The sequence below is a fragment of the Pseudomonas sp. Ps21-P2 genome, assembly GCF_039672565.1.
Lineage (GTDB): Bacteria > Pseudomonadota > Gammaproteobacteria > Pseudomonadales > Pseudomonadaceae > Aquipseudomonas.
Map to the genome: position 1 here is coordinate 1 of NZ_JBDFPL010000001.1, position 18355 is coordinate 18355.

The following is an 18355-nucleotide window of genomic DNA, read 5'->3' on the forward strand; positions in this document are numbered from 1 at the left end:
ACATCGTTGGGTATTACAACAATGAGCGGCTGCACTCGAAACTGGGTTATCTGCCACCGACCGTTTACGAACGGACGATGGCCTTGAAACCACCTATCGAGGTGTCCGGAATTAGTTGACCACTACATACGCGTTCCAATAGTAGGACCGGCTTCAGCCGGGAAGAGGCCGGTGTGTGCAATATCAATTTTTCAGTATGGCCGCTAACGCCTTCCCGGCTAAAGCCAGTCCCACAGGGACGCAGAGCGTCCGGGGCTGCATTACCACGCAGAGCGTGGGAACGATCAAAATTTCATGCCCGGACACCGTCCCTGTGGGAGCGAGCTTGCTCGCGAATGCTTTGGTTGGAGCGCCTCATTAAGTTATCCAGAGGGTGGTTGGCCCCGTGCTGTGCTCACGCTACGGCGCCTATCAGGAGCTTCAGATCGGTCGGAAGTTGGCGTCCCGTGATTGAAGACAGCATTGTGACCTGCTCGTTTGTCAGCGGCCAGTCACCTTCCGCCATCGCGTTTAGGCTTGCATGGCCGAGCCGCGCTACGATTTCGTCATTCAACGACGGATCTATCTTCATTTCAAATTTCAGCGAGTCGTCTTCGGTGCTGTCGAGCAAAAATCCAAATATATAGAGGAACATAGAACTCTCACTTTTCAATTTTACGGCCGGGCTTGGCCGGCTTGGTTCGCTCGCCGCTCTGAGGATCAAACTCCCCCAAGTGCTTGCCTTGTTTGTCATACATTTCGACAGTCCCGTGCTGACTATCCCACTCAAATATTCGGCCTTTGGGATCTTTCCAGCGTCGTCGCTTCGCTCCACCACCCTGGACCATTGTTTTACTGTCTGCTTTCTTGGCGTCTGGAAAGCCTGGGAGGTCCAGCGGAGGCGGATGATACCCATGATCCCCATTAAACGGCCGCGCATACACCACGTACATCGACCTCAGCCCCGAATCAGCGGGGAAGACCAAGATGCAGTCTTCAGCGGTGATGTCGTCGCCGGGGAGGCCTTCGAGTTGGCTATCGGAGTCTTCCGGGATCGGGTGGACGAGGATGGTGCCTAATCGGGCATCGCTGTTTTCAGGGTAGACCAGCGGTTCCAGTCTCCCGTGTCGGCCCAGGCGGGGCGTCATGAGGATGGTGATGCCGTTGAGATGGGCTTCCATCGCACTTTTGTCGGCGTTCCAGCGGGCTTGCACGGTGCGGACCGAGTCGTCGCCGGATGCTTTGGAATGGATGCCGTAGATCTGCAACTCGCCTTCTGCATCACGGCGCAACTGGAAACGCACCCGCGTTGTCGCCTGGGTCAGGTTGCGCAATTCGTCGTCGGTGTAGAGCGTGCCGTCGCCCATCTTCGCCGGGAGCATGCCGACGATGAACAGACTCGCCGGGCCGCCGGCTCCGCGAAGCAGCCAGGTGTGGCTGCGCTGCATGATGCCGCCACCGGCCATCCGGCCCAGTCCCATGTCTGCGCCGAGTGCGGCGGCAATGGCGTTGGAGGCGGAGGGCAGCATCATGGCGCCCGCCATCATGATCGCGCCGAAGTTGGAGGCGGGCTCTACCTCAGTGCCGGCGTCAGTACTGCACCATTCCCCGGTGCAGGATTTGGAGAAGACCTTGTCCGTGCGCTCCTTCGGGGCCGGCCAGCGCTCTGGCATCGGAGTGGGCACCCGCACGGGTTCGGGAGGCGGATTCCACGGTGTCCATGACGCGCCCCCGTTGGGAAGCCCTTTGAAAATCGAGTCGTCCCCAAAGGGATCTTTTTTGTCGTCCTTGAACATGACCTTGTTGATGCCTGCCAATTTGAGGCGGCGGAGGATGCGGTCGGGTCGACGAGTGGTCAACGGCGTGGGGGTTCCGGGATGTTGCCGGACGGAAAGGCTTTAGATTTCAGTGGGACTGGCTCAGCAGAGAGGGCGTTGTATTGCAAGTCGCATACTTGTTGGCGACTGGACTGGCGTCTTCCCGGCTAAAGCCGGTCCCACTAAAAAAGCATGCGGGGTGTCAGTGGGAGGGGCGGCGATCCCCGTAGGACCGGCTTCAGCCGGGAAGCCCTTGATCTGCTTTTGATCCTCATACACAAACAGTCCAGACACCACAAATCGCGACTTGGGTGCAGGCCGAACGCAGACGACGCGCAGTGGGTCGAGCCGCATGGATGCGGCGAGAGCGCCGTTGCGGACATGGATGTCCGTTCGGCGCGTGCCCACGGAGCGTCGTCGAAGTGAGGGTATTCCGACGGAGGAGGAACCCAACCAGGAGCAAGCACCCTTGGTTACTTGGGGATGGTGCGACTTTCGACTTTTCCAAGTAACTCGCCGAAGGCGAAACCCGAGGCCGTTAGGCCGACGCTTTTGATCTTGATCTGGATCTCAATAGCCCCGGTTTCGATCTATCTGACCTACCATCCGCTCCCCCCGCTCAAACCGCCGAATATTCTCCAGCAACACCCCAAACGCACTCGCCGGCTGCGTCATCGCCGCCACATGCGGCGTCAACACCACCTGCGGGTGCCCCCAAAACGGATGATCAGCCGCCGCCGGCTCCATCTGCAACACATCCAGCACAGCGCCGCCCAACTGCCCACTTTCCAGCGCCTCCAGCAAATCCCCCTCCACCAGATGCCCGCCGCGCCCCATATTCACCAGCCCCGCACCCCGCGGCAGCAACGCAAACAGATTCCGGTCCAGAATCCCCTCCGTCTGCTCCGTCAACGGCAACACACACAGCAAAATATCGCACTGCCCCAAAAACGCCGACAACTGCGCCTGACCCGCAAAACAGTCCACCCCCTCAATCTCATGAACACTGCGCGCCCAGCCCGACAAGGCAAACCCGACCGGCGCCAGCGTCGCCAGAATCTGCTGCGCCTGGGTGCCCAACCCCATCACCCCCACGCGCCGATTTTCTGCCGGCTGCAACAGATGCGCCTGCCAACGCCGCGCCGCCTGCTGCTCGCGGTACCGCAGCATGTCCCGGTGCAGACTCAACACCGCCCACGTCGCGTATTCGCACATGCCTCGCGTAATGCCCGGATCCAGCAGCCGCACTACGGGCAGGTCCGCCGGCAACCGCGACAGATCCAGCTGATCGACCCCGGCCGACAGCGCAAACAGCACCTTCAGATTGGGCAGCAACTGCGTCAGATCATCCGGCGCCTGCCAGGCGGCCAGGTACTCGACTTCTTCGGGATTGCCGATGTCCGGCCAGGCGCGCCATTCGATGTCCGGGGCGTGTTCGGCGAACAGCGTCTGCCAGTGTGGCGCGCGCGCGGGGTCGGCTTTGTAGAGCAAGGCCATGGGCGTTTCCTGCTGAAAGGACATTGAAGGGAAGTGTAGGGAGCCAGCCCACATCATCCCCCAAGCCCGGCGCAGGATCTGTTGAAAGGCGGGGCCAAAACAGTTGATCCGAATTTCTCACGGGCCAAGTTCGGCTAAGTGCGTTGCCCGCACGCCGTAACCTGAACAGCATCGCAACCGCCTCCAGGTTGCCGGACTCACGATGGGAAATGCCATGAACAGCAAAGTCGACGAAACCCCTCTTTTGCTCCGTCAGCGCGAGCAATTTGTGCCCCGTGGCCTGGTGACCGCGCACCCGCTGGTGATCGACCGCGCCCAGGGCGCCGAATTGTGGGACGTGGATGGCAAGCGCTACCTGGATTTCGTCGGCGGCATCGGCGTGCTCAACATCGGCCACAACCACCCGAAAGTGGTCGCGGCCGTGCAGGCTCAACTGCAAAAAGTCTCCCACGCCTGCTTCCAGGTGGCGGCCTACACGCCTTACCTCGACCTGGCCCAGCGCCTGTGCGAAATGATCGGCGGGCAGGAAGCCTACAAGGCCGCGTTCTTCACCTCCGGCGCCGAAGCGGTGGAAAACGCGGTGAAGATCGCCCGTGCCCATACCAACCGTTCAGCGGTCATCGCCTTTCGCGGCGGCTTCCATGGACGCACCTTGCTCGGCACCACGCTCACCGGCATGAGCCAACCCTACAAGCAGAACTTCGGGCCGTTTGCGCCGGAAGTGTTCCATACGCCGTACCCGAACGCGTATCGCGGCGTTAGCAGCGTTGACGCAATCACCGCGCTGAACGAATTGCTCGCCACCCAAGTGGCACCGGACCGCGTGGCTGCAATTCTGATCGAACCCGTGCAGGGCGATGGCGGTTTCCTCACCGCGCCGCCGGAGTTTCTCCAGGCCCTGCGCGCCTTGGCCGACAAGCACGGCATCGTGCTGATCCTCGACGAAATCCAGACCGGTTTCGGCCGCACCGGCACCTGGTTCGGCTACCAGCACGCCGGCATCCAGCCTGATCTGGTCACCGTCGCCAAAAGCCTCGCCGGTGGCTTGCCGTTGTCGGGTGTGGTCGGCAAGGCGCACATCATGGACGCGCCGCTGCCCGGCGGCCTCGGCGGCACTTACGGCGGCAACGCCCTGGCGTGCGCGGCGGCACTGGCGGTGATCGATGCATTTGAGGAAGAACAACTGCTCGCGCGCAGCCAGCTTTTGGGCGAGCGCCTGCGTCGGGGCCTGATCGGTTTGCAGGCGCGTTACCCGCGCATCGGCGACGTGCGCGGCACCGGTTTCATGCTGGCGATCGAGCTGGTCAAGGATGACGCCGCGCGCACCCCGGACGCCGACCTCAATTCACGGGTGATCGACGAAGCCCGTGCCGGTGGTTTGCTGGTCATCAAATGCGGCGTTTACCGCAACGTGCTGCGCTTCCTCGCCCCGCTGGTGACGACAGAAGCCCAGGTCGACGAAGCCGTGCAGATCCTCGACGCCGCCTTGGCACGGGTCTTGAACTCGAATTGAAGTAGCGCCTTGCCCGTAACGGGCCAGATGCATCCGGGAGGTTCGATCCACATGGGGCTGACAGATTTGGGGCTGACAGGATTTGGACTGACAGAGTACCGAGCGTTACTGATCGATTGCGATGAAGTGCTGGTGGATCGCGATTCGGGTGTCTGGGCCGCGCTGCAACCGCTGCTCGACAGCCGCGGCGGGCAGCCGGCCAGGGATGATGTGCTGGCCGAATTCAGCGCGGTGGTTGCGAGCCTGTATCCGCGCTTCGCCGAGCTGGGTTTCAGTGGCCTGTTGTGCTTCGCCCATCGTCAACTGGCGGAAAAGTGGGGCCTGCACGCCAGTTGGGAGGAGGGCATGAGCTTTGCCCGTTCAGCGGGCAACTGGTCGCTGTTCGAAGACGCGCCGGGGGCGATGCTCTACCTGCGCAAGTTCTATCGACTGCTGGTGCGCGGTGATCGCGATGCCGAGGATCGCGGCGTGCTGTGCGAGCGACTGGGAATTGCACCGGAAGATTTCATTTCCCTGGCCGAAGGTCCGCAATGGCTCACGGATCAGGGCGATCAGGTGCAACCGGTCCTGCACGTAACGCGACCGTCGGTCGAGCCCTTCGCCGCGCTGGACCGCTGCCTGATCGGCCGCCACCGGGCGCGTCAGCCTTCGCCCTGCGCGGCGGAGTACTGCATCAACAGCATGGCCGACCTGGTGGCGCAGCATCAGCTGTCTTTACGGCGCTGATTTTGCTAGAAGATTGTCTTACAACGGCAGTCAAGAGGTACGTGATGGAAGGGCTCGTAAAACTGGATCGGATCGACATCAGCATCCTGGTCGAACTGCAAAAGGACGGCCGCATGACCAATGTCAGCCTCGCCGATGCCGTCGGCCTCTCTGCCAGCCCCTGCCTGCAGCGGGTCAAACGGCTGGAGTCGGCCGGTTATATCTCTAGCTACAAAGCGCATCTGAACCTGGCCAAGATCACCGATTCGGTCACCGTCTTCACCGAAATCACCCTCAGCGACCACAAGCGCGAAGACTTCGCCAAGTTCGAATCCAACATCCGCTTAGTGGACGAAGTGCTGGAATGCCACCTGATCAGCGGCGGCTACGACTACCTGGTGCGCTTCATGACCCGCAGCATCCAGCACTATCAGGAAGTGGTGGAAAGCCTGCTCGACAAAAACATCGGGATCTCGAAGTACTTCAGCTACATCGTCATCAAGTCGCCGGTGCTCAAGGATGGGGTGCCATTGCGCAAATTGTTGCGTCACTGAACAGACCTTCGACGGCTTTGTAGGCAATTTCCCAACGCCAACGTTTAGCTTTCACGCAGTTCCTTCAGAACCGCCCGGCAGAGATTTCCTTCGCGGCGCTTCATCCTTTCGCTCCTTGTCCAGCGGCGTGCGGCGCTGGGCAAAAATCTCAATAAGAAGAGTGCGGAGTGGGTGATGAAGGGCAGGAATACGCTGTTATGGGCAGGGCTGGCTGCGTTTAACGCCGAGGCGTCAGCCGAAGCGCAGACGACCCGCGAGGAGCAGTTCCAGCTGGGGGCGGTTGGGGTGAGTCTGGGTGTCGGGCTGTTGAATGGTCAGGCGCGGGAAAAGGTGTACGACGTTGAAAGCGGGCAGAAGATCAGCCAGTTGAACTGGAGCATGAAGCAGGTGCCGACGCTTCATCTGGGCGTGAAGTACCAGCCGATAAACTGGCTGTCCCTTGATCTGAACGGCTGGACGCGGGTGGCGAAGGGCGATGGGCATCTGAAGGATTACGACTGGCTGGAGGAAGATCGCGGCGACTGGAGCCACTATTCCGATCATCCGGACACTCAGGTCAGCAAAGCCTGGCAGGCCGATTTCGCCGCCACCGCGTGGGCGCTCAAGCGTGAGGATGTGGCACTGGGCGTGATGCTCGGTTATCAGCGCAACCAGTTTGGTTGGTCGGCGAAAGGCGGGCGCTACACCTATTCGTCGGACGAAGGGTTCCGCGACGAGTCCGGAGAATTTCCGGCGGGGGAGAAAGGCATTTCCTATCAGCAGACCTACGACACGCCTTATGTGGGGCTGGTCGGTCTCTACCATTTCCGCAACTGGACGCTGGAAGGCAGATTCAAATACAGCCAGTGGGTTCGGGCGCGGGATCACGATCGACATCATGTCACCGGCGTTACCTACGACGGTGACTACGGGAACGACGGCCGCATGCAAAGTCTGGCGGTTGCGCTCAGTTACCGCGTGAGTCCGCAGCTTTCGGTGAGGGCGGGTGTGGATCATCAGGTGTACGCCGAGGCGAAAGGCAACACGCTGATCAAGGACACCCACAGCGGCGATCGCTTCCGTATTGCAGGTGACGCGGGCAGTCAGTCTGCCAGGACGACGATGTCCACGCTGGCGCTCACTTACGCTTTCTGAGCCAAGCCGACAACCGTGCTGGTGCCGAGCGGCCCGGCACGGTTGACGCCTGAATGGGAGCTCCACGGCCCAGCGACGCTACACACGGTGAATTCGGTCAATCACTCCCAGTGATAACACGCCAATCAGCGCCCCGCTGCTTAACAAAAGATAACGTCATGTCGATTGTCATACGTTTCCAAAGCTGACTAGGATGGGGTCGCTTCGGTACGGCCACGTCGCGTGCAGGCTAGAGCGTCTGCGCGGTTAAACGGCCTTCTGGAGCACCCAATAAAAATAAAGAAAGGGGTAGCTTCATGCGTGAGCCCGTCATTCGGCGCACTCGGTTTGCGGTCATTCGGTGCCATTTCAGCGCCCGGATGCTTTTCAAGAGCCTGCCTCTCCACGCTGCTCTGTCGCTATTTATCTCTCCCCTCTTCTGTGGCGCTGCCTTGGCTGCTGACAGCACGTCCGCCGCCGCACCCGGTGACGCCCCCGCGAACGCTGGCGATTCCGCCGTCTACGCCCTCGAGTCCGCGAAAGCCTCCCGCAGCCTGCTGCTGGACGTAACCCATGCCGGCAAGCGCATGGTCGCGGTGGGGGATCGCGGCCACATTCTCTATTCCGATGACCAGGGCAAAACCTGGACCCAAGCCAAAGTGCCGACGCGCCAGATGCTCACGGCGGTGTATTTCGTCGATGAGCAACACGGCTGGGCGGTGGGCCACGATGCACAGATCCTGGCCAGCAGCGATGCCGGCGCCACCTGGACCAAACAGTTCGAAGACCTCAAACGCGAAGCGCCGTTGCTGGATGTCTGGTTCAAGGACCTGACCACCGGGATTGCCGTGGGTGCCTACGGGGCGGTGCTGGAAACCACCGATGGCGGCCAGCACTGGGAAGACATCGGCGACCGGCTGGACAACGAAGACCAGTTTCACCTCAACGGCATTGCGTTCGTGAAGGACGCCGGCCTGTTCGTGGTCGGGGAACAGGGCAGCATGTTCCGCTCCCCGGACGACGGCCAGACCTGGGAGAAACTCGAAGGCCCTTATCAGGGCTCATTGTTCGGCGCGGTAGGCACGGCGGAATCCAACACGCTGCTGGTTTACGGCCTGCGCGGCAATTTGTTTCGTTCGACCGATTTCGGTACCACCTGGGAGCCCGTCCCGCTACAGGGTGAGCGCGGCCCGCTGGAGTTCAGCATCGCCAACGCCTCACTGATGCCGGACAACTCTATCGTGCTGGTCGGCAACGGCGGCAGCGTCATGCGCAGCACGGACGATGGCGAAAGCTTCACGGTTGCCAATCGCCCCGACCGGCTTTCGTTGTCCGGCGTAGCCGAGGACGACAAAGGCAATCTGGTTCTGGTGGGACAGGGCGGCGTTCGCGTCACCTCGCCGACGGGCGCTGACAGCGCTCAACAATAAGAACAAGCAGGCGAGGACACGTTTCCATGAGCAACCTTCAACAACACCACGACAAGCCGACGCGCCTGGAGCAGTTGATTTTCAACAACCGCAAGACGGTGATCGGCATCTGCCTGCTGGTCAGCATCTTTCTGTTCTGGCAAGCGACCCTGGTGCGCCCGTCCACCAGCTTCGAAAAAATGATTCCGCTGGGGCATCCGTTTGTTCAGAACATGATGGAGCACCGCAACGACCTGGCGAACCTGGGCAACACCGTGCGCATTTCGGTGGAGGCCAAGCAGGGCGACATCTTTTCCAAGGAGTACATGGAGACCCTGCGGCAGATCAACGACGAGGTGTTCTACATTTCCGGTGTCGACCGCTCCGGGCTCAAGTCGCTGTGGAGCCCCAGCGTGCGCTGGACCGAAGTGACGGAGGAGGGCTTTGCCGGCGGCGAGGTGATTCCGCAGAGCTACGACGGCTCGCAACAGAGCCTCGACAAGCTGCGCATTAACGTTCTCAAGTCCGGGCAGGTTGGGCGTCTGGTCTCCAACAACTTCAAGTCGAGCATCGTCGATGTGCCGTTGCAGGAGTTCTACCCGGACCCCAACGACCAGAGCAAGCTGCTGCCGCTGGATTACCGTCAGTTCTCCCACCAGCTTGAAGAGAAGATTCGCGACAAGTACGAAGCGCAGAACCCCAATGTCGAGATTCACATCGTCGGTTTCGCCAAGAAGGTTGGCGACCTGATCGACGGCCTGATCATGGTGGTGATGTTCTTCGGCATCGCGTTCCTGATCACGCTGGTCCTGTTGATGTGGTTCACCCGCTGCGCCCGCAGCACCATCGCCGTGTTGAGCACCACGTTGATCGCCGTGATCTGGCAGCTGGGCCTGATGCATGTGGTGGGTTTCGGCCTTGATCCCTACTCGATGCTGGTGCCGTTTCTGATCTTCGCCATCGGTATTTCCCACGGCGTGCAGAAGATTAACGGCATCGCCCTGCAATCCAGTGATGCCGACAGCGCGCTCACCGCAGCACGTCGCACCTTCCGCCAGTTGTTCCTGCCGGGGATGATCGCGATTCTTGCCGACGCTGTGGGTTTTATCACGTTGCTGATCATCGACATCGGCGTGATCCGCGAGCTGGCCATCGGGGCGTCCATTGGCGTGGCGGTGATCGTGTTCACCAACCTGATCCTCCTGCCGGTGGCGATTTCCTACGTTGGCATCAGCAAAAAAGCCGTGGTGCGCAGTAAAGAGGATGCCGTGCGCGAGCATCCGTTCTGGCGTCTGCTGTCGAACTTCGCCGCACCAAAAGTCGCCCGCGTGTCAGTGACATTGGCACTGGTCGCGCTGGTGGGCGGCCTCTGGTACGGCCATAACCTGAAGATTGGCGACCTCGATCAAGGCGCGCCGGAACTGCGGCCGGACTCGCGCTACAACCAGGACAACAGTTTCATCATCAACAATTACTCCACCAGCTCCGATGTGCTGGTGGTGATGGTCAAGACGCCGCCTGAAGGCTGTTCGGCGTACCAGACGCTGTCGGCGATGAACGAGCTGTCGTGGAAAATGGAGAATACGCCAGGGGTGCAATCGGCGATTTCCCTGGTGACCGTGTCCAAACAGGTCATCAAGGGGATGAACGAAGGCAACCTGAAATGGGAGTCGCTGTCGCGCAACAAGGACGTGTTGAACAGCTCGATTTCCCGCGCCGACGGGTTGTACAACAACACCTGTTCTCTGGCGCCATTGCTGATTTTCCTCAACGACCACAAGGCCGAAACCCTGGATCGCGCCGTGCATGCGGTGCAGGAGTTCGCTCAGCAGAACAACAAGGATGGCCTGGAGTTTCTGCTGGCGGCGGGTAACGCCGGGATCGAGGCGGCCACCAACGAAGTCATCAAGCAGGCCGAGCTGACCATTCTGATTCTGGTGTACGTGTGCGTGGCGGTGATGTGCATGATCACCTTCCGTTCATGGGCGGCGACGCTGTGCATCGTCCTGCCGCTGGTGCTGACGTCGGTGCTGGGTAACGCGCTGATGGCGTTCATGGGCATCGGCGTGAAAGTTGCGACGCTGCCGGTGGTGGCGCTCGGGGTGGGGATCGGGGTCGATTACGGGATTTACATCTACAGCCGACTGGAGAGTTTCCTGCGGGCGGGACTGCCGTTGCAGGAAGCGTATTACCAGACGCTGAAGTCCACCGGCAAAGCGGTGTTGTTCACTGGCCTTTGTCTGGCGATCGGGGTGTGCACCTGGATATTCTCGGCCATCAAGTTCCAGGCCGACATGGGCCTGATGCTGACCTTCATGCTGCTGTGGAACATGTTCGGCGCCCTGTGGCTGCTGCCAGCGCTGGCGCGGTTTTTGATCAAACCGGAAAAGATGGCGGGCAAGGTCGGGAATTCGCTGTTTTCACATTGAGTGGCGACATTTAGGTGGTCGGAGCGCGTTTGCTGGCGAACGCGTTATGCAGGACCGGCTTCAGCCGGGAAGAGGCCGGATTGACCGCCATCAATTTAGCGGTGTGACCACCGACGCTTTCCCGGCTAAAGCCAGTCCTACCAGAAACACGCTGTCCCACATCCGGATTCATTCAGTTATAAACAAAAAAGCCACGCCCGGTCTTGCGCCCCAGATACCCCGCCGCGACCATTTCCTTGAGCAGCGGAGCGGGGCGGTATTTGCTGTCGTTGAAGCCTTCGTTGAACGCTTCGACGATCGCCAGCAAGGTGTCCAGCCCGATCAGGTCAGCCAGCGCCAGCGGGCCAATGGGCTGGTTGCAGCCCAGGCGCATGCCGTCGTCGATGTCCTGAGCGGTGGCCAGGCCTTCCTGCAACACCAGAATCGCTTCATTGATCATCGGCACCAGAATCCGGTTGACCACAAAACCAGGCCGGTTGCCGGCGGTGATCGCGGTCTTGTTCAACCGCTCGGCCAGCTTGATCGCCGCAATGTGGGTGGTGTCCGCCGTCTGCAAACCGCGAATGACCTCGATCAGGTTCATCATCGGCACCGGGTTGAAGAAGTGCAGGCCGATGAACCGCTCGGGGTGCTCGACGCTGGCCGCCAGTTGCGTAATGGACAGCGACGAGGTGTTCGACGCGATCACACACTCGCGGTCGACATGGCTGGCGATCTGCTTGAGCAGGCGCAGCTTCAGTTCCAGGTTCTCGGTGGCCGCTTCGATCACCAGTTGCGCGCCATTCAACTGGCCATAGTTCGTGGTGACGCTGATGCGCCCCAGGGCCGCTTCGGCGACATCGGCCGCGACCGTCTGCTTGGTCACCTGCCGCTCGAGGTTCTTGCGCACGGTCGCCATGCCGCGCTCCAGTGCCGTGTCGGAAATGTCCAGCAGGGTCACGTCGAAACCCGCCACCGCGCAGACCTGCGCGATGCCGTTGCCCATGGTGCCGGCGCCGATCACGGCGATGTGTTGCATGCTCATCGACAAGCCTCCTTACACGCGTTCGAAAATGACGGCGATGCCCTGACCGCCGCCGATGCACATGGTCACCAGCGCGTAGCGGCCCTGAATCCGGTGCAGCTCGTGGATCGCTTTGGTGGCGATGATCGCCCCCGTCGCGCCCACCGGGTGGCCGAGGGAGATGCCCGAGCCGTTCGGGTTGACCTTGGCCGGATCAAAGCCTAGCTCACGGGCAACGGCGCAGGCCTGCGCGGCGAAGGCTTCGTTGGATTCAATCACGTCCAGATCCGCCACGGTCAGGCCGGCGCGCTCCAGTACTTTGCGGCTGGCCGGGATCGGCCCCAACCCCATCATCGCCGGATCAACCCCGGCATGGGCATACGCCACCAGACGCGCCATCGGCTTGAGGCCGTGCGCGCGGACCATGTCGCCATTGGCCATGACCAGCGCCGCCGCGCCGTCGTTGAGGCCGGACGCATTGCCGGCCGTGACGGTGCCGTCCTTCTTGAACGCGGTCTTCATCTTCTCCAACTGCTCGGCCGTCACGTCGCCACGCACGTGTTCGTCTTGGGCGAAGGTGACGGTGCCTTTGCGCGTGGCGATCTCGATGGGCACGATCTGGCCCTCGAAACGGCCCTCGGCGATGGCGTGGGCGGCGCGTTGCTGACTGGTCAGCGCCAGGGCGTCCTGATCGGCGCGGGTGATGCCGTAGTGCTCGGCGATGTTCTCGGCGGTGATGCCCATGTGAATATTGGCGAACGGATCGTGCAATGCGCCGAGCATGTAGTCGTACGCCTGCACATTACCCATGCGCGCACCCCAGCGGGCCTGGGGCATGATGTACGCGCCACGGCTCATGGATTCGGCGCCACCGGCCAGCACGGCCTGGGCGTCGCCGAGCATCAGCGACTGCGCCGCCGAAACGATGGCCTGTAACCCCGAACCGCACAGGCGGTTGACGTTCATGGCGGGGGTTTCTTTGGTCAGGCCGGCTTCGAGGGCGATGACCCGGGAAAGATAGGCATCGCGTACTTCGGTGGGGATCACGTGGCCCATGACCACATGGCCAATGTGTTCCGGTGCAATCCCGGATTTGGCCAGTGCGGCGCGGCTGACCTGAGTGCCCAGTTCGATGGGCGAGACGTCCTTGAGGGAACCGCCGAATCCACCGATGGCGGTACGCAGTGCGCTGACGACGAAAACTTCGGGTGTGCTCATGGGGACTCCTGACACGTATTGGAATTATGGGGGCGGCACGGCGAAATGGCGTTTCGGCCGGTGCTGACTGCGGGCAAGTCTAGATCGGCGTTCGGGGCGGGCCTATGCCGAAACTGTCCAGATGGGCTGGCGTTCTTTACCATCAGCGCCTGATCCGTGGTGCACCATTCAAGAAGGGAAAGGCGGTCATGCGGGAAAAGGATTCAGTGTCGATCTACTTCGTCCAGTTGATCGTCCACGCGCTGCGCGACCAGCCGCTGCGTTTGCAGTCGGTTCTTGAGGCGGCGGAGATCGACATGGCGCTGCTCGACGACCCCACGGCGCGGGTTTCGGCCAGCGCGTTTGCGGCGTTGTGGCTGATTCAGATCAAGGAACTGGGCGACGAGTTTTTCGGCCTCGACTCCCACGGCATGCCCCTGGGCAGCTTCGCCCTGATTTGCCGGGGGCTCATTCAGGAGCCCAACCTGGAAAAGGCCCTGCGCCAGTGCCTGAGCAATTTCGGCCTGTTCCTGCGCGACTTTCGCGGCAGCCTCATCGTCCGCGGCTCGCGCGCCGTGCTCGCAGTGGACACCACCACGGACGACCCGGTCCGGCAGCGCTTCGGTGAGGAAACGTTCTTGCTGTTGATGATCAGCCTGCTGTGCTGGCTCGGCGGCCGCCGCATCAGCATCGACCGCGCGCAGTTTCGCCAGCGCCGTCAGCGTCTCAGCGACGACTCACTGCTGTGGGGTTTCAACCTGAGTTTTGGCGAGCAACGCACCGAAATCGAGTTCTCCAGTCACTACCTGCGTCTGCCGGTGGTGCAGTCGTTGCCGTCGCTGAAATTATTTTTACGCACCGCGCCGCAGTGGCTGGTCATTCGCTACCGCAACCAGCGCGGGCTGGCGGCGCAGGTTTATCAGCGCCTGCGCAACAGCCATTACGGCCACTGGCCGACGCTGCTGGAAATGGCCGATGAACTGAAACTCAGTGCCACCACCTTCCGCCGTCGGCTGGAGCGCGAGGGCTGCGCGTTTCAAGGGATCAAGGACGACGTTCGCCGCGGCATCGCCCAGCAGAAGCTGCGCGACACCGAGCTGAGCGTGGTGGAGATCGCGTCCTTGGTGGGATTTCAGGAGCCCAGCGCGTTTCACCGGGCGTTCAAGAAATGGACGGGGGAAAGTCCGGGCGGCTACCGCAGGAAGCAATCCGCCAGCAACTCAATGACGGCCGACTGATGAGCCGCCGCCGGTATCAGGGCAGCCACGCCTCGCGCCAGGCCTGAACAGCCGCGTCGTCGAACATCCCGTCGCGAAGCACCTGCTCGCGCAAGTCGTCGCCGAGCAGCGCCGCGCTGGCCAGATCCATCGTGTGGGCACGAATCAGGTTGACCCAGGCCTCCAGCGTGTTCGGCACCCGCGTCACCGGCAAGTCGCCGGCGTAGGCGCGAACGTCGCTGCAGATCACCGGCACACCGCAGGCGCCCAGTTGCAACAGGGTGATGTTGTTCTTGCAGGCGCCGAACAGGTTATCCACGGCGGGAAGCAGGGCGAGGTCGAGGTGCAAGTCGGCGACGGCTGTGGCGTATTGCTCGGCGGCCGGCCGGTCGTGGAATTCATGGGCATGACTGCGCAGCACGCCCTGGTCATCGCCCATCACGATCCACTCCACTTCTTCTGCCAGGGCCTCGACCACGGCGAGGATCATGTGCAGATCCTGTGGCTGCCAGCGATCGCTGACCAGACCGACCCTTGGCTTGCCACCCACGCCACGGCGCGAGACGAGGTGGCCCCAGACCTGAGGCGACAGGCGCGAAGGTAGCAGCCGCACGTCCGCGTGAAATTCGCGAGCGATATCGGCGAGCACTTGGGTCGAAGCGATCACGCGATGGGCCTGATGCAGGCTCTTCTGCAGCAGGTCAACGCACTCGGCATCAAAGGCGAACGGGTCTTCGCCCGGCGTCCGGGAGCCCAGATGAAGGTCATTGATGTCGAGCACCACGAAGGCATCCGGCAACAGCTGGGCGCGGGCGATGGTTTGCAGGTGGTCGGCGTCGAGCCGGGCCTGAAACACCACGACGTTAGGCTTGAAGCGACCCTCCTGGGGAATCGACAGCGCCTGGCTGCTGAGCATGCCGTCCACAACACCGGCGGCTTGCAGCGTCTCGAACGGTGCGATCACCCGCTCATGGGGCGAGGCCCAGAGGCCGGCGGGGTAGGCCAGCACCACCGGATCGCGGCGCCAGGCCATCGGCCGCCAGACCAACGGCATGTTGAGTTCGAGTTCGACCGATTGCAGGTCGAACGAAAGATTGGGGTTGAAGGCGCTGTCGTTCGCCAGGGTCGGCAGCCATTTGCGGTACATCGCCAGTTGCTCGCCGACGAAGCGCTTGCGCTTGGCCTGCTGCGTGGCGGTGTCGACGTGGGTCTGGCTGACGCTGCCCTCGTGGATCAAGACCGAGTGGGGTGTCCAGACGTTCAGGTAGCCGAGGGCGCCGACTTTCATGCACAAATCGACGTCGTTGTAGGACACGACGAAGGCCTCTTCATCCAGCCCGCCGACTTCCTCGTAAATCGAGCGGCGGACCATCAGGCACGCCGCCGTCACCGCGCTCAAGTCCTGATCCACCTGCACGCGTTGCATGTAACCCTGAATGTGCCCGGGCTCACCGATGTGCTGGTGACCGGCAGGGCCGTCCATGCCCAAGCGCACGCCAGCATGCTGCATGCGTCCGTTGGGGAACAGCAGCTTGGCGCCGACCACGCCGACTTCAGGGCGCAACGCATGATTGAGCAATTCGTCCAGCCAACGCGTATGGACGATGGCGGTGTCGTTGTTCAGCAGCACCAGGTAATCGCCCTTGGCCTGGGCCGCAGCGACGTTGTTGATGCGCGAATAGTTGAACGGGTGCGGGTAACGCAGCACGCGCACCTGCGCCGAGCCCAGGGCGTCGATGCGCGCCAGCCATTCGAGGGCTTCGGGGGTTTCGCTGTTGTTGTCGACGATGAGCAGTTCGTAATTCAGGTAGCGCGTGGTGTGCAGCAGGGTTTCGACGCAGCGCTGCAGAAACGGCAGCTGATCCTTAGTCGGGACGATGATCGACACCAAGGGTTGATCGGTGTGGCCGTAGCGCACGTGGTAGCGGCGGGGCAGGGTGTGTTCGATGACCGCGCGCGGATAACCTCGCACCTGCAGATGGCGCTGCAATGTGGCGATTTCGTCAGGATTATCCACCGCTTCCGGCAGGTCACAGACCAGCAGCGGCTCACTGATGTGAACGATCTGCCCGGCGCCTTCACGCTCATACAACCGCAAGATCAGGTCGAATTCAGCGGCATCGGCGAAGCGCTCATCGAAGCCGCCGAGGTCCACCAGGGTCTGCCGCCGGAACAGCCAATGACCTGCGGTCAGCAGCGGGTAGCTCAGCAGGTAGTCGAGGTTGAAGTCCGGGCGCATGGCTGAACTCAAGCCACCCCGAGGCCGCCGGTGCATTTCGTCGGCGAAGGCGGCGCGGGCGTCAGGGGATGCGAGCAGCTTCAGCGCGCTGGCAGCGAGGCCGAACGGCGTGAATTGGGTGCCGGCGTCAATCACGATCAGCCAGTCAAAACGGTGGTTTTCGACCACCTGATTCAGCAGCGCGGCAGTGTTCATAGCGCCGATGGCAAGGGTGGTCACCCTAGGGCCGACCAAGGTGGCCGGCCGCTCGGTCGCGTCGGTCAACACCACGACGTTCATGGCAGCGTGCAGGGCGCCGTGGAGGGCCAGGCTGTCGAGGCTGCGCTGAATCTTCTCCGGGGCGTTGGCAACATCCTTGATCACCACCAACAGCGAAGGCGCGCCGACGTCGGCCAGGTGCTGGTCGATCTGCGTTTGCTGTTCGGCCGTCGGCACGCGATGACCGAGCCAGGCCTCGACCTGCTGCGGGTTCAGCCGTTGCGGCAACGGCGCGGACAACTGCGCCAGCAGGTTGAAATCGGTAAGCCCCTGGGTTGCGGACAACGGGCGGGCGCCCACCCAGCCGTTGTCCAGCGACGTGCTGGCCCAGCCGGCTTCACGGATCAGCCGATGAAACACGGGCAGATGATCACTGTCCGTGCCGACGATTTCAATGCCCTGTTCGGTCAACTGCTGCGGCGCGATGCGCGTGCCCGTCAGTGTGGCCGGCAGCATGATCAGCTCGGCGGCATGTAGCAATTTGGCGTACAGCGCCAGATTGCCCAGCGGGCCGACAGATTCCCCGTTGAGGGAAAACAGGTCGGCGCCCAACGCCAGCAGGTCATCGCGGCGACACAGCACGCTGCTCAACTCACCGATGAAATTGCAGGTGAACTCCCCCAGCAGCGCAACCACGTCAGGCCCGTTGAATACCGTGGGCTCGGTGACGCGAAAGCGTGTCGCCAGATTTTCCTGCAGCGCCGCACCCTCGGCGTTCAACCACTGGCGGTGCGCAGCCGCCAGTGAGGCCTGGGGATTGACCGCCAGCGCCGCGACCATCTGCTGAATGCAGTCCGGCGCCAGCACGGCGTCACCCGCCATGAACTTGATGTACTGCCCGGAAGCTTCGGCAACGGCGCGGTTGAAACAGGCGTCTGAGCGCTCGGGAAATTCGTTGCGCAGGTAGCGAATCGGCCAGCGGCACGACGCCCGGTACAGGTCTGTCACGGTTTCTGCCAGACCGTCCGTGGCGTCGTCGCAAATCACGATTTCAATGGCATCGTGGGTCTGCCCGATCACGCTGCTCAGCGCGGTTTCAAAAAACTCGGTGCGGCAGACGGCGATGACGACACTGACCAGTCGTTGAGAATCCATGGGGGTATCCGGTAGTTGAAAAACGTGCCTCCAACATCGGCGCATTGACAGCAAAACGGGTGCGCAAGCGACCCGTCATGAAAATGACGCCTCGGGCATGAACATCCGATGAAGCAATATCCCGGCCAACGGATGGGCATCAGGTTTTGCCGTGAAACCTGCACCTAATGGCCAATTAGTGGCCCTGCGAGGGTGACCAGTTGTGCTTGCGTGATAGGTCTTGAGGCCTGCTGGAAAGCGTGCTTGAGTAGATTAATGATCGTCGTATTCATGCCGATACTTGAAAGACAGGCGGCTTTGCTTCACGCCGATCACCTTCCAATCACTGCT

Annotated in this window: 13 protein-coding genes; 7 read left to right on the top strand and 6 right to left on the bottom strand. The window is 61.9% G+C overall.

The window, feature by feature from the left end:
* Positions 1–394: 394 nt before the first annotated feature.
* The 3 genes from ABEH28_RS00005 to ABEH28_RS00015 all read right to left on the bottom strand — a co-directional run bounded on the left by ABEH28_RS00005 (position 395) and on the right by ABEH28_RS00015 (position 3293).
* On the bottom strand, positions 395–634 hold the full coding sequence (locus tag ABEH28_RS00005) for a pyocin S6 family toxin immunity protein (RefSeq protein WP_346628717.1): 240 nt from the start codon (positions 632–634) through the stop codon (positions 395–397).
* Positions 635–641: 7 nt separating this feature from the next.
* Positions 642–1838 carry a colicin E3/pyocin S6 family cytotoxin gene (locus ABEH28_RS00010; RefSeq protein ID WP_346628718.1) on the bottom strand — a complete coding sequence of 399 codons (1197 nt, stop codon included), beginning with the start codon at positions 1836–1838 and terminating at the stop codon, positions 642–644.
* A gap of 528 nt (positions 1839–2366) precedes the next feature.
* A complete protein-coding gene (locus ABEH28_RS00015; protein ID WP_192172682.1) occupies positions 2367–3293 on the bottom strand; it encodes a glyoxylate/hydroxypyruvate reductase A in 927 nt (308 codons plus the stop codon).
* A 214-nt stretch (positions 3294–3507) separates the two neighbouring features.
* Here ABEH28_RS00015 and gabT point away from each other — a divergent pair, with 214 nt between their 5' ends.
* From gabT to ABEH28_RS00045, 6 genes are all read left to right on the top strand, one after another.
* The gene (gabT, locus tag ABEH28_RS00020) at positions 3508–4806 is read left to right on the top strand and encodes a 4-aminobutyrate--2-oxoglutarate transaminase (RefSeq protein WP_346628719.1); all 1299 of its coding nucleotides are present in this window, start codon (positions 3508–3510) and stop codon (positions 4804–4806) included.
* Between the two features lie 51 nt (positions 4807–4857).
* Positions 4858–5532: a 2-haloalkanoic acid dehalogenase gene (locus ABEH28_RS00025; protein ID WP_282371123.1), complete on the top strand. Its 675-nt coding sequence runs from the start codon at positions 4858–4860 to the stop codon at positions 5530–5532.
* A gap of 44 nt (positions 5533–5576) precedes the next feature.
* Positions 5577–6065, top strand: a complete 489-nt coding sequence (locus ABEH28_RS00030; protein ID WP_003174918.1) for an Lrp/AsnC family transcriptional regulator — start codon at positions 5577–5579, stop codon at positions 6063–6065.
* Between the two features lie 174 nt (positions 6066–6239).
* Complete coding sequence (locus tag ABEH28_RS00035; RefSeq protein ID WP_346628720.1) at positions 6240–7199, top strand: omptin family outer membrane protease; 960 nt, start codon at positions 6240–6242, stop codon at positions 7197–7199.
* Positions 7200–7558: 359 nt separating this feature from the next.
* The gene (locus tag ABEH28_RS00040) at positions 7559–8608 is read left to right on the top strand and encodes a YCF48-related protein (RefSeq protein ID WP_346629172.1); all 1050 of its coding nucleotides are present in this window, start codon (positions 7559–7561) and stop codon (positions 8606–8608) included.
* Between the two features lie 26 nt (positions 8609–8634).
* Positions 8635–11016: an RND family transporter gene (locus ABEH28_RS00045; RefSeq protein ID WP_346628721.1), complete on the top strand. Its 2382-nt coding sequence runs from the start codon at positions 8635–8637 to the stop codon at positions 11014–11016.
* A 172-nt stretch (positions 11017–11188) separates the two neighbouring features.
* Here ABEH28_RS00045 and ABEH28_RS00050 read toward each other — a convergent pair whose 3' ends face one another.
* Both ABEH28_RS00050 and ABEH28_RS00055 read right to left on the bottom strand, forming a co-directional pair.
* The gene (locus tag ABEH28_RS00050; RefSeq protein ID WP_346628722.1) at positions 11189–12040 is read right to left on the bottom strand and encodes a 3-hydroxybutyryl-CoA dehydrogenase; all 852 of its coding nucleotides are present in this window, start codon (positions 12038–12040) and stop codon (positions 11189–11191) included.
* Positions 12041–12052: 12 nt separating this feature from the next.
* Entirely contained in the window at positions 12053–13237 is a 1185-nt protein-coding gene (locus ABEH28_RS00055; RefSeq protein ID WP_346628723.1) for an acetyl-CoA C-acyltransferase family protein, read from the bottom strand.
* Positions 13238–13425: 188 nt separating this feature from the next.
* On the opposite strand from ABEH28_RS00055, the gene ABEH28_RS00060 reads away from it, so the two are divergent.
* Positions 13426–14454, top strand: a complete 1029-nt coding sequence (locus tag ABEH28_RS00060; RefSeq protein ID WP_346628724.1) for an AraC family transcriptional regulator ligand-binding domain-containing protein — start codon at positions 13426–13428, stop codon at positions 14452–14454.
* Positions 14455–14470: 16 nt separating this feature from the next.
* On the opposite strand, the gene ABEH28_RS00065 is transcribed toward ABEH28_RS00060, so the two are convergent.
* A complete protein-coding gene (locus ABEH28_RS00065; RefSeq protein ID WP_346628725.1) occupies positions 14471–18025 on the bottom strand; it encodes a glycosyltransferase in 3555 nt (1184 codons plus the stop codon).
* Between the last annotated feature and the right edge of the window lie 330 nt (positions 18026–18355).

Coding starts and splice junctions, on each gene's coding strand:
- ABEH28_RS00035 (WP_346628720.1), top strand. CDS start 6,240: ATGAAGGGCAGGAATACGCTGTTATGGGCAGGGCTGGCTGCGTTTAAC.
- ABEH28_RS00015 (WP_192172682.1), bottom strand. CDS start 3,293: ATGGCCTTGCTCTACAAAGCCGACCCCGCGCGCGCGCCACACTGGCAG.
- ABEH28_RS00025 (WP_282371123.1), top strand. CDS start 4,858: ATGGGGCTGACAGATTTGGGGCTGACAGGATTTGGACTGACAGAGTAC.
- ABEH28_RS00060 (WP_346628724.1), top strand. CDS start 13,426: ATGCGGGAAAAGGATTCAGTGTCGATCTACTTCGTCCAGTTGATCGTC.
- ABEH28_RS00040 (WP_346629172.1), top strand. CDS start 7,559: ATGCTTTTCAAGAGCCTGCCTCTCCACGCTGCTCTGTCGCTATTTATC.
- ABEH28_RS00030 (WP_003174918.1), top strand. CDS start 5,577: ATGGAAGGGCTCGTAAAACTGGATCGGATCGACATCAGCATCCTGGTC.
- ABEH28_RS00055 (WP_346628723.1), bottom strand. CDS start 13,237: ATGAGCACACCCGAAGTTTTCGTCGTCAGCGCACTGCGTACCGCCATC.
- ABEH28_RS00050 (WP_346628722.1), bottom strand. CDS start 12,040: ATGAGCATGCAACACATCGCCGTGATCGGCGCCGGCACCATGGGCAAC.
- ABEH28_RS00065 (WP_346628725.1), bottom strand. CDS start 18,025: ATGGATTCTCAACGACTGGTCAGTGTCGTCATCGCCGTCTGCCGCACC.
- ABEH28_RS00005 (WP_346628717.1), bottom strand. CDS start 634: ATGTTCCTCTATATATTTGGATTTTTGCTCGACAGCACCGAAGACGAC.
- ABEH28_RS00045 (WP_346628721.1), top strand. CDS start 8,635: ATGAGCAACCTTCAACAACACCACGACAAGCCGACGCGCCTGGAGCAG.
- gabT (WP_346628719.1), top strand. CDS start 3,508: ATGAACAGCAAAGTCGACGAAACCCCTCTTTTGCTCCGTCAGCGCGAG.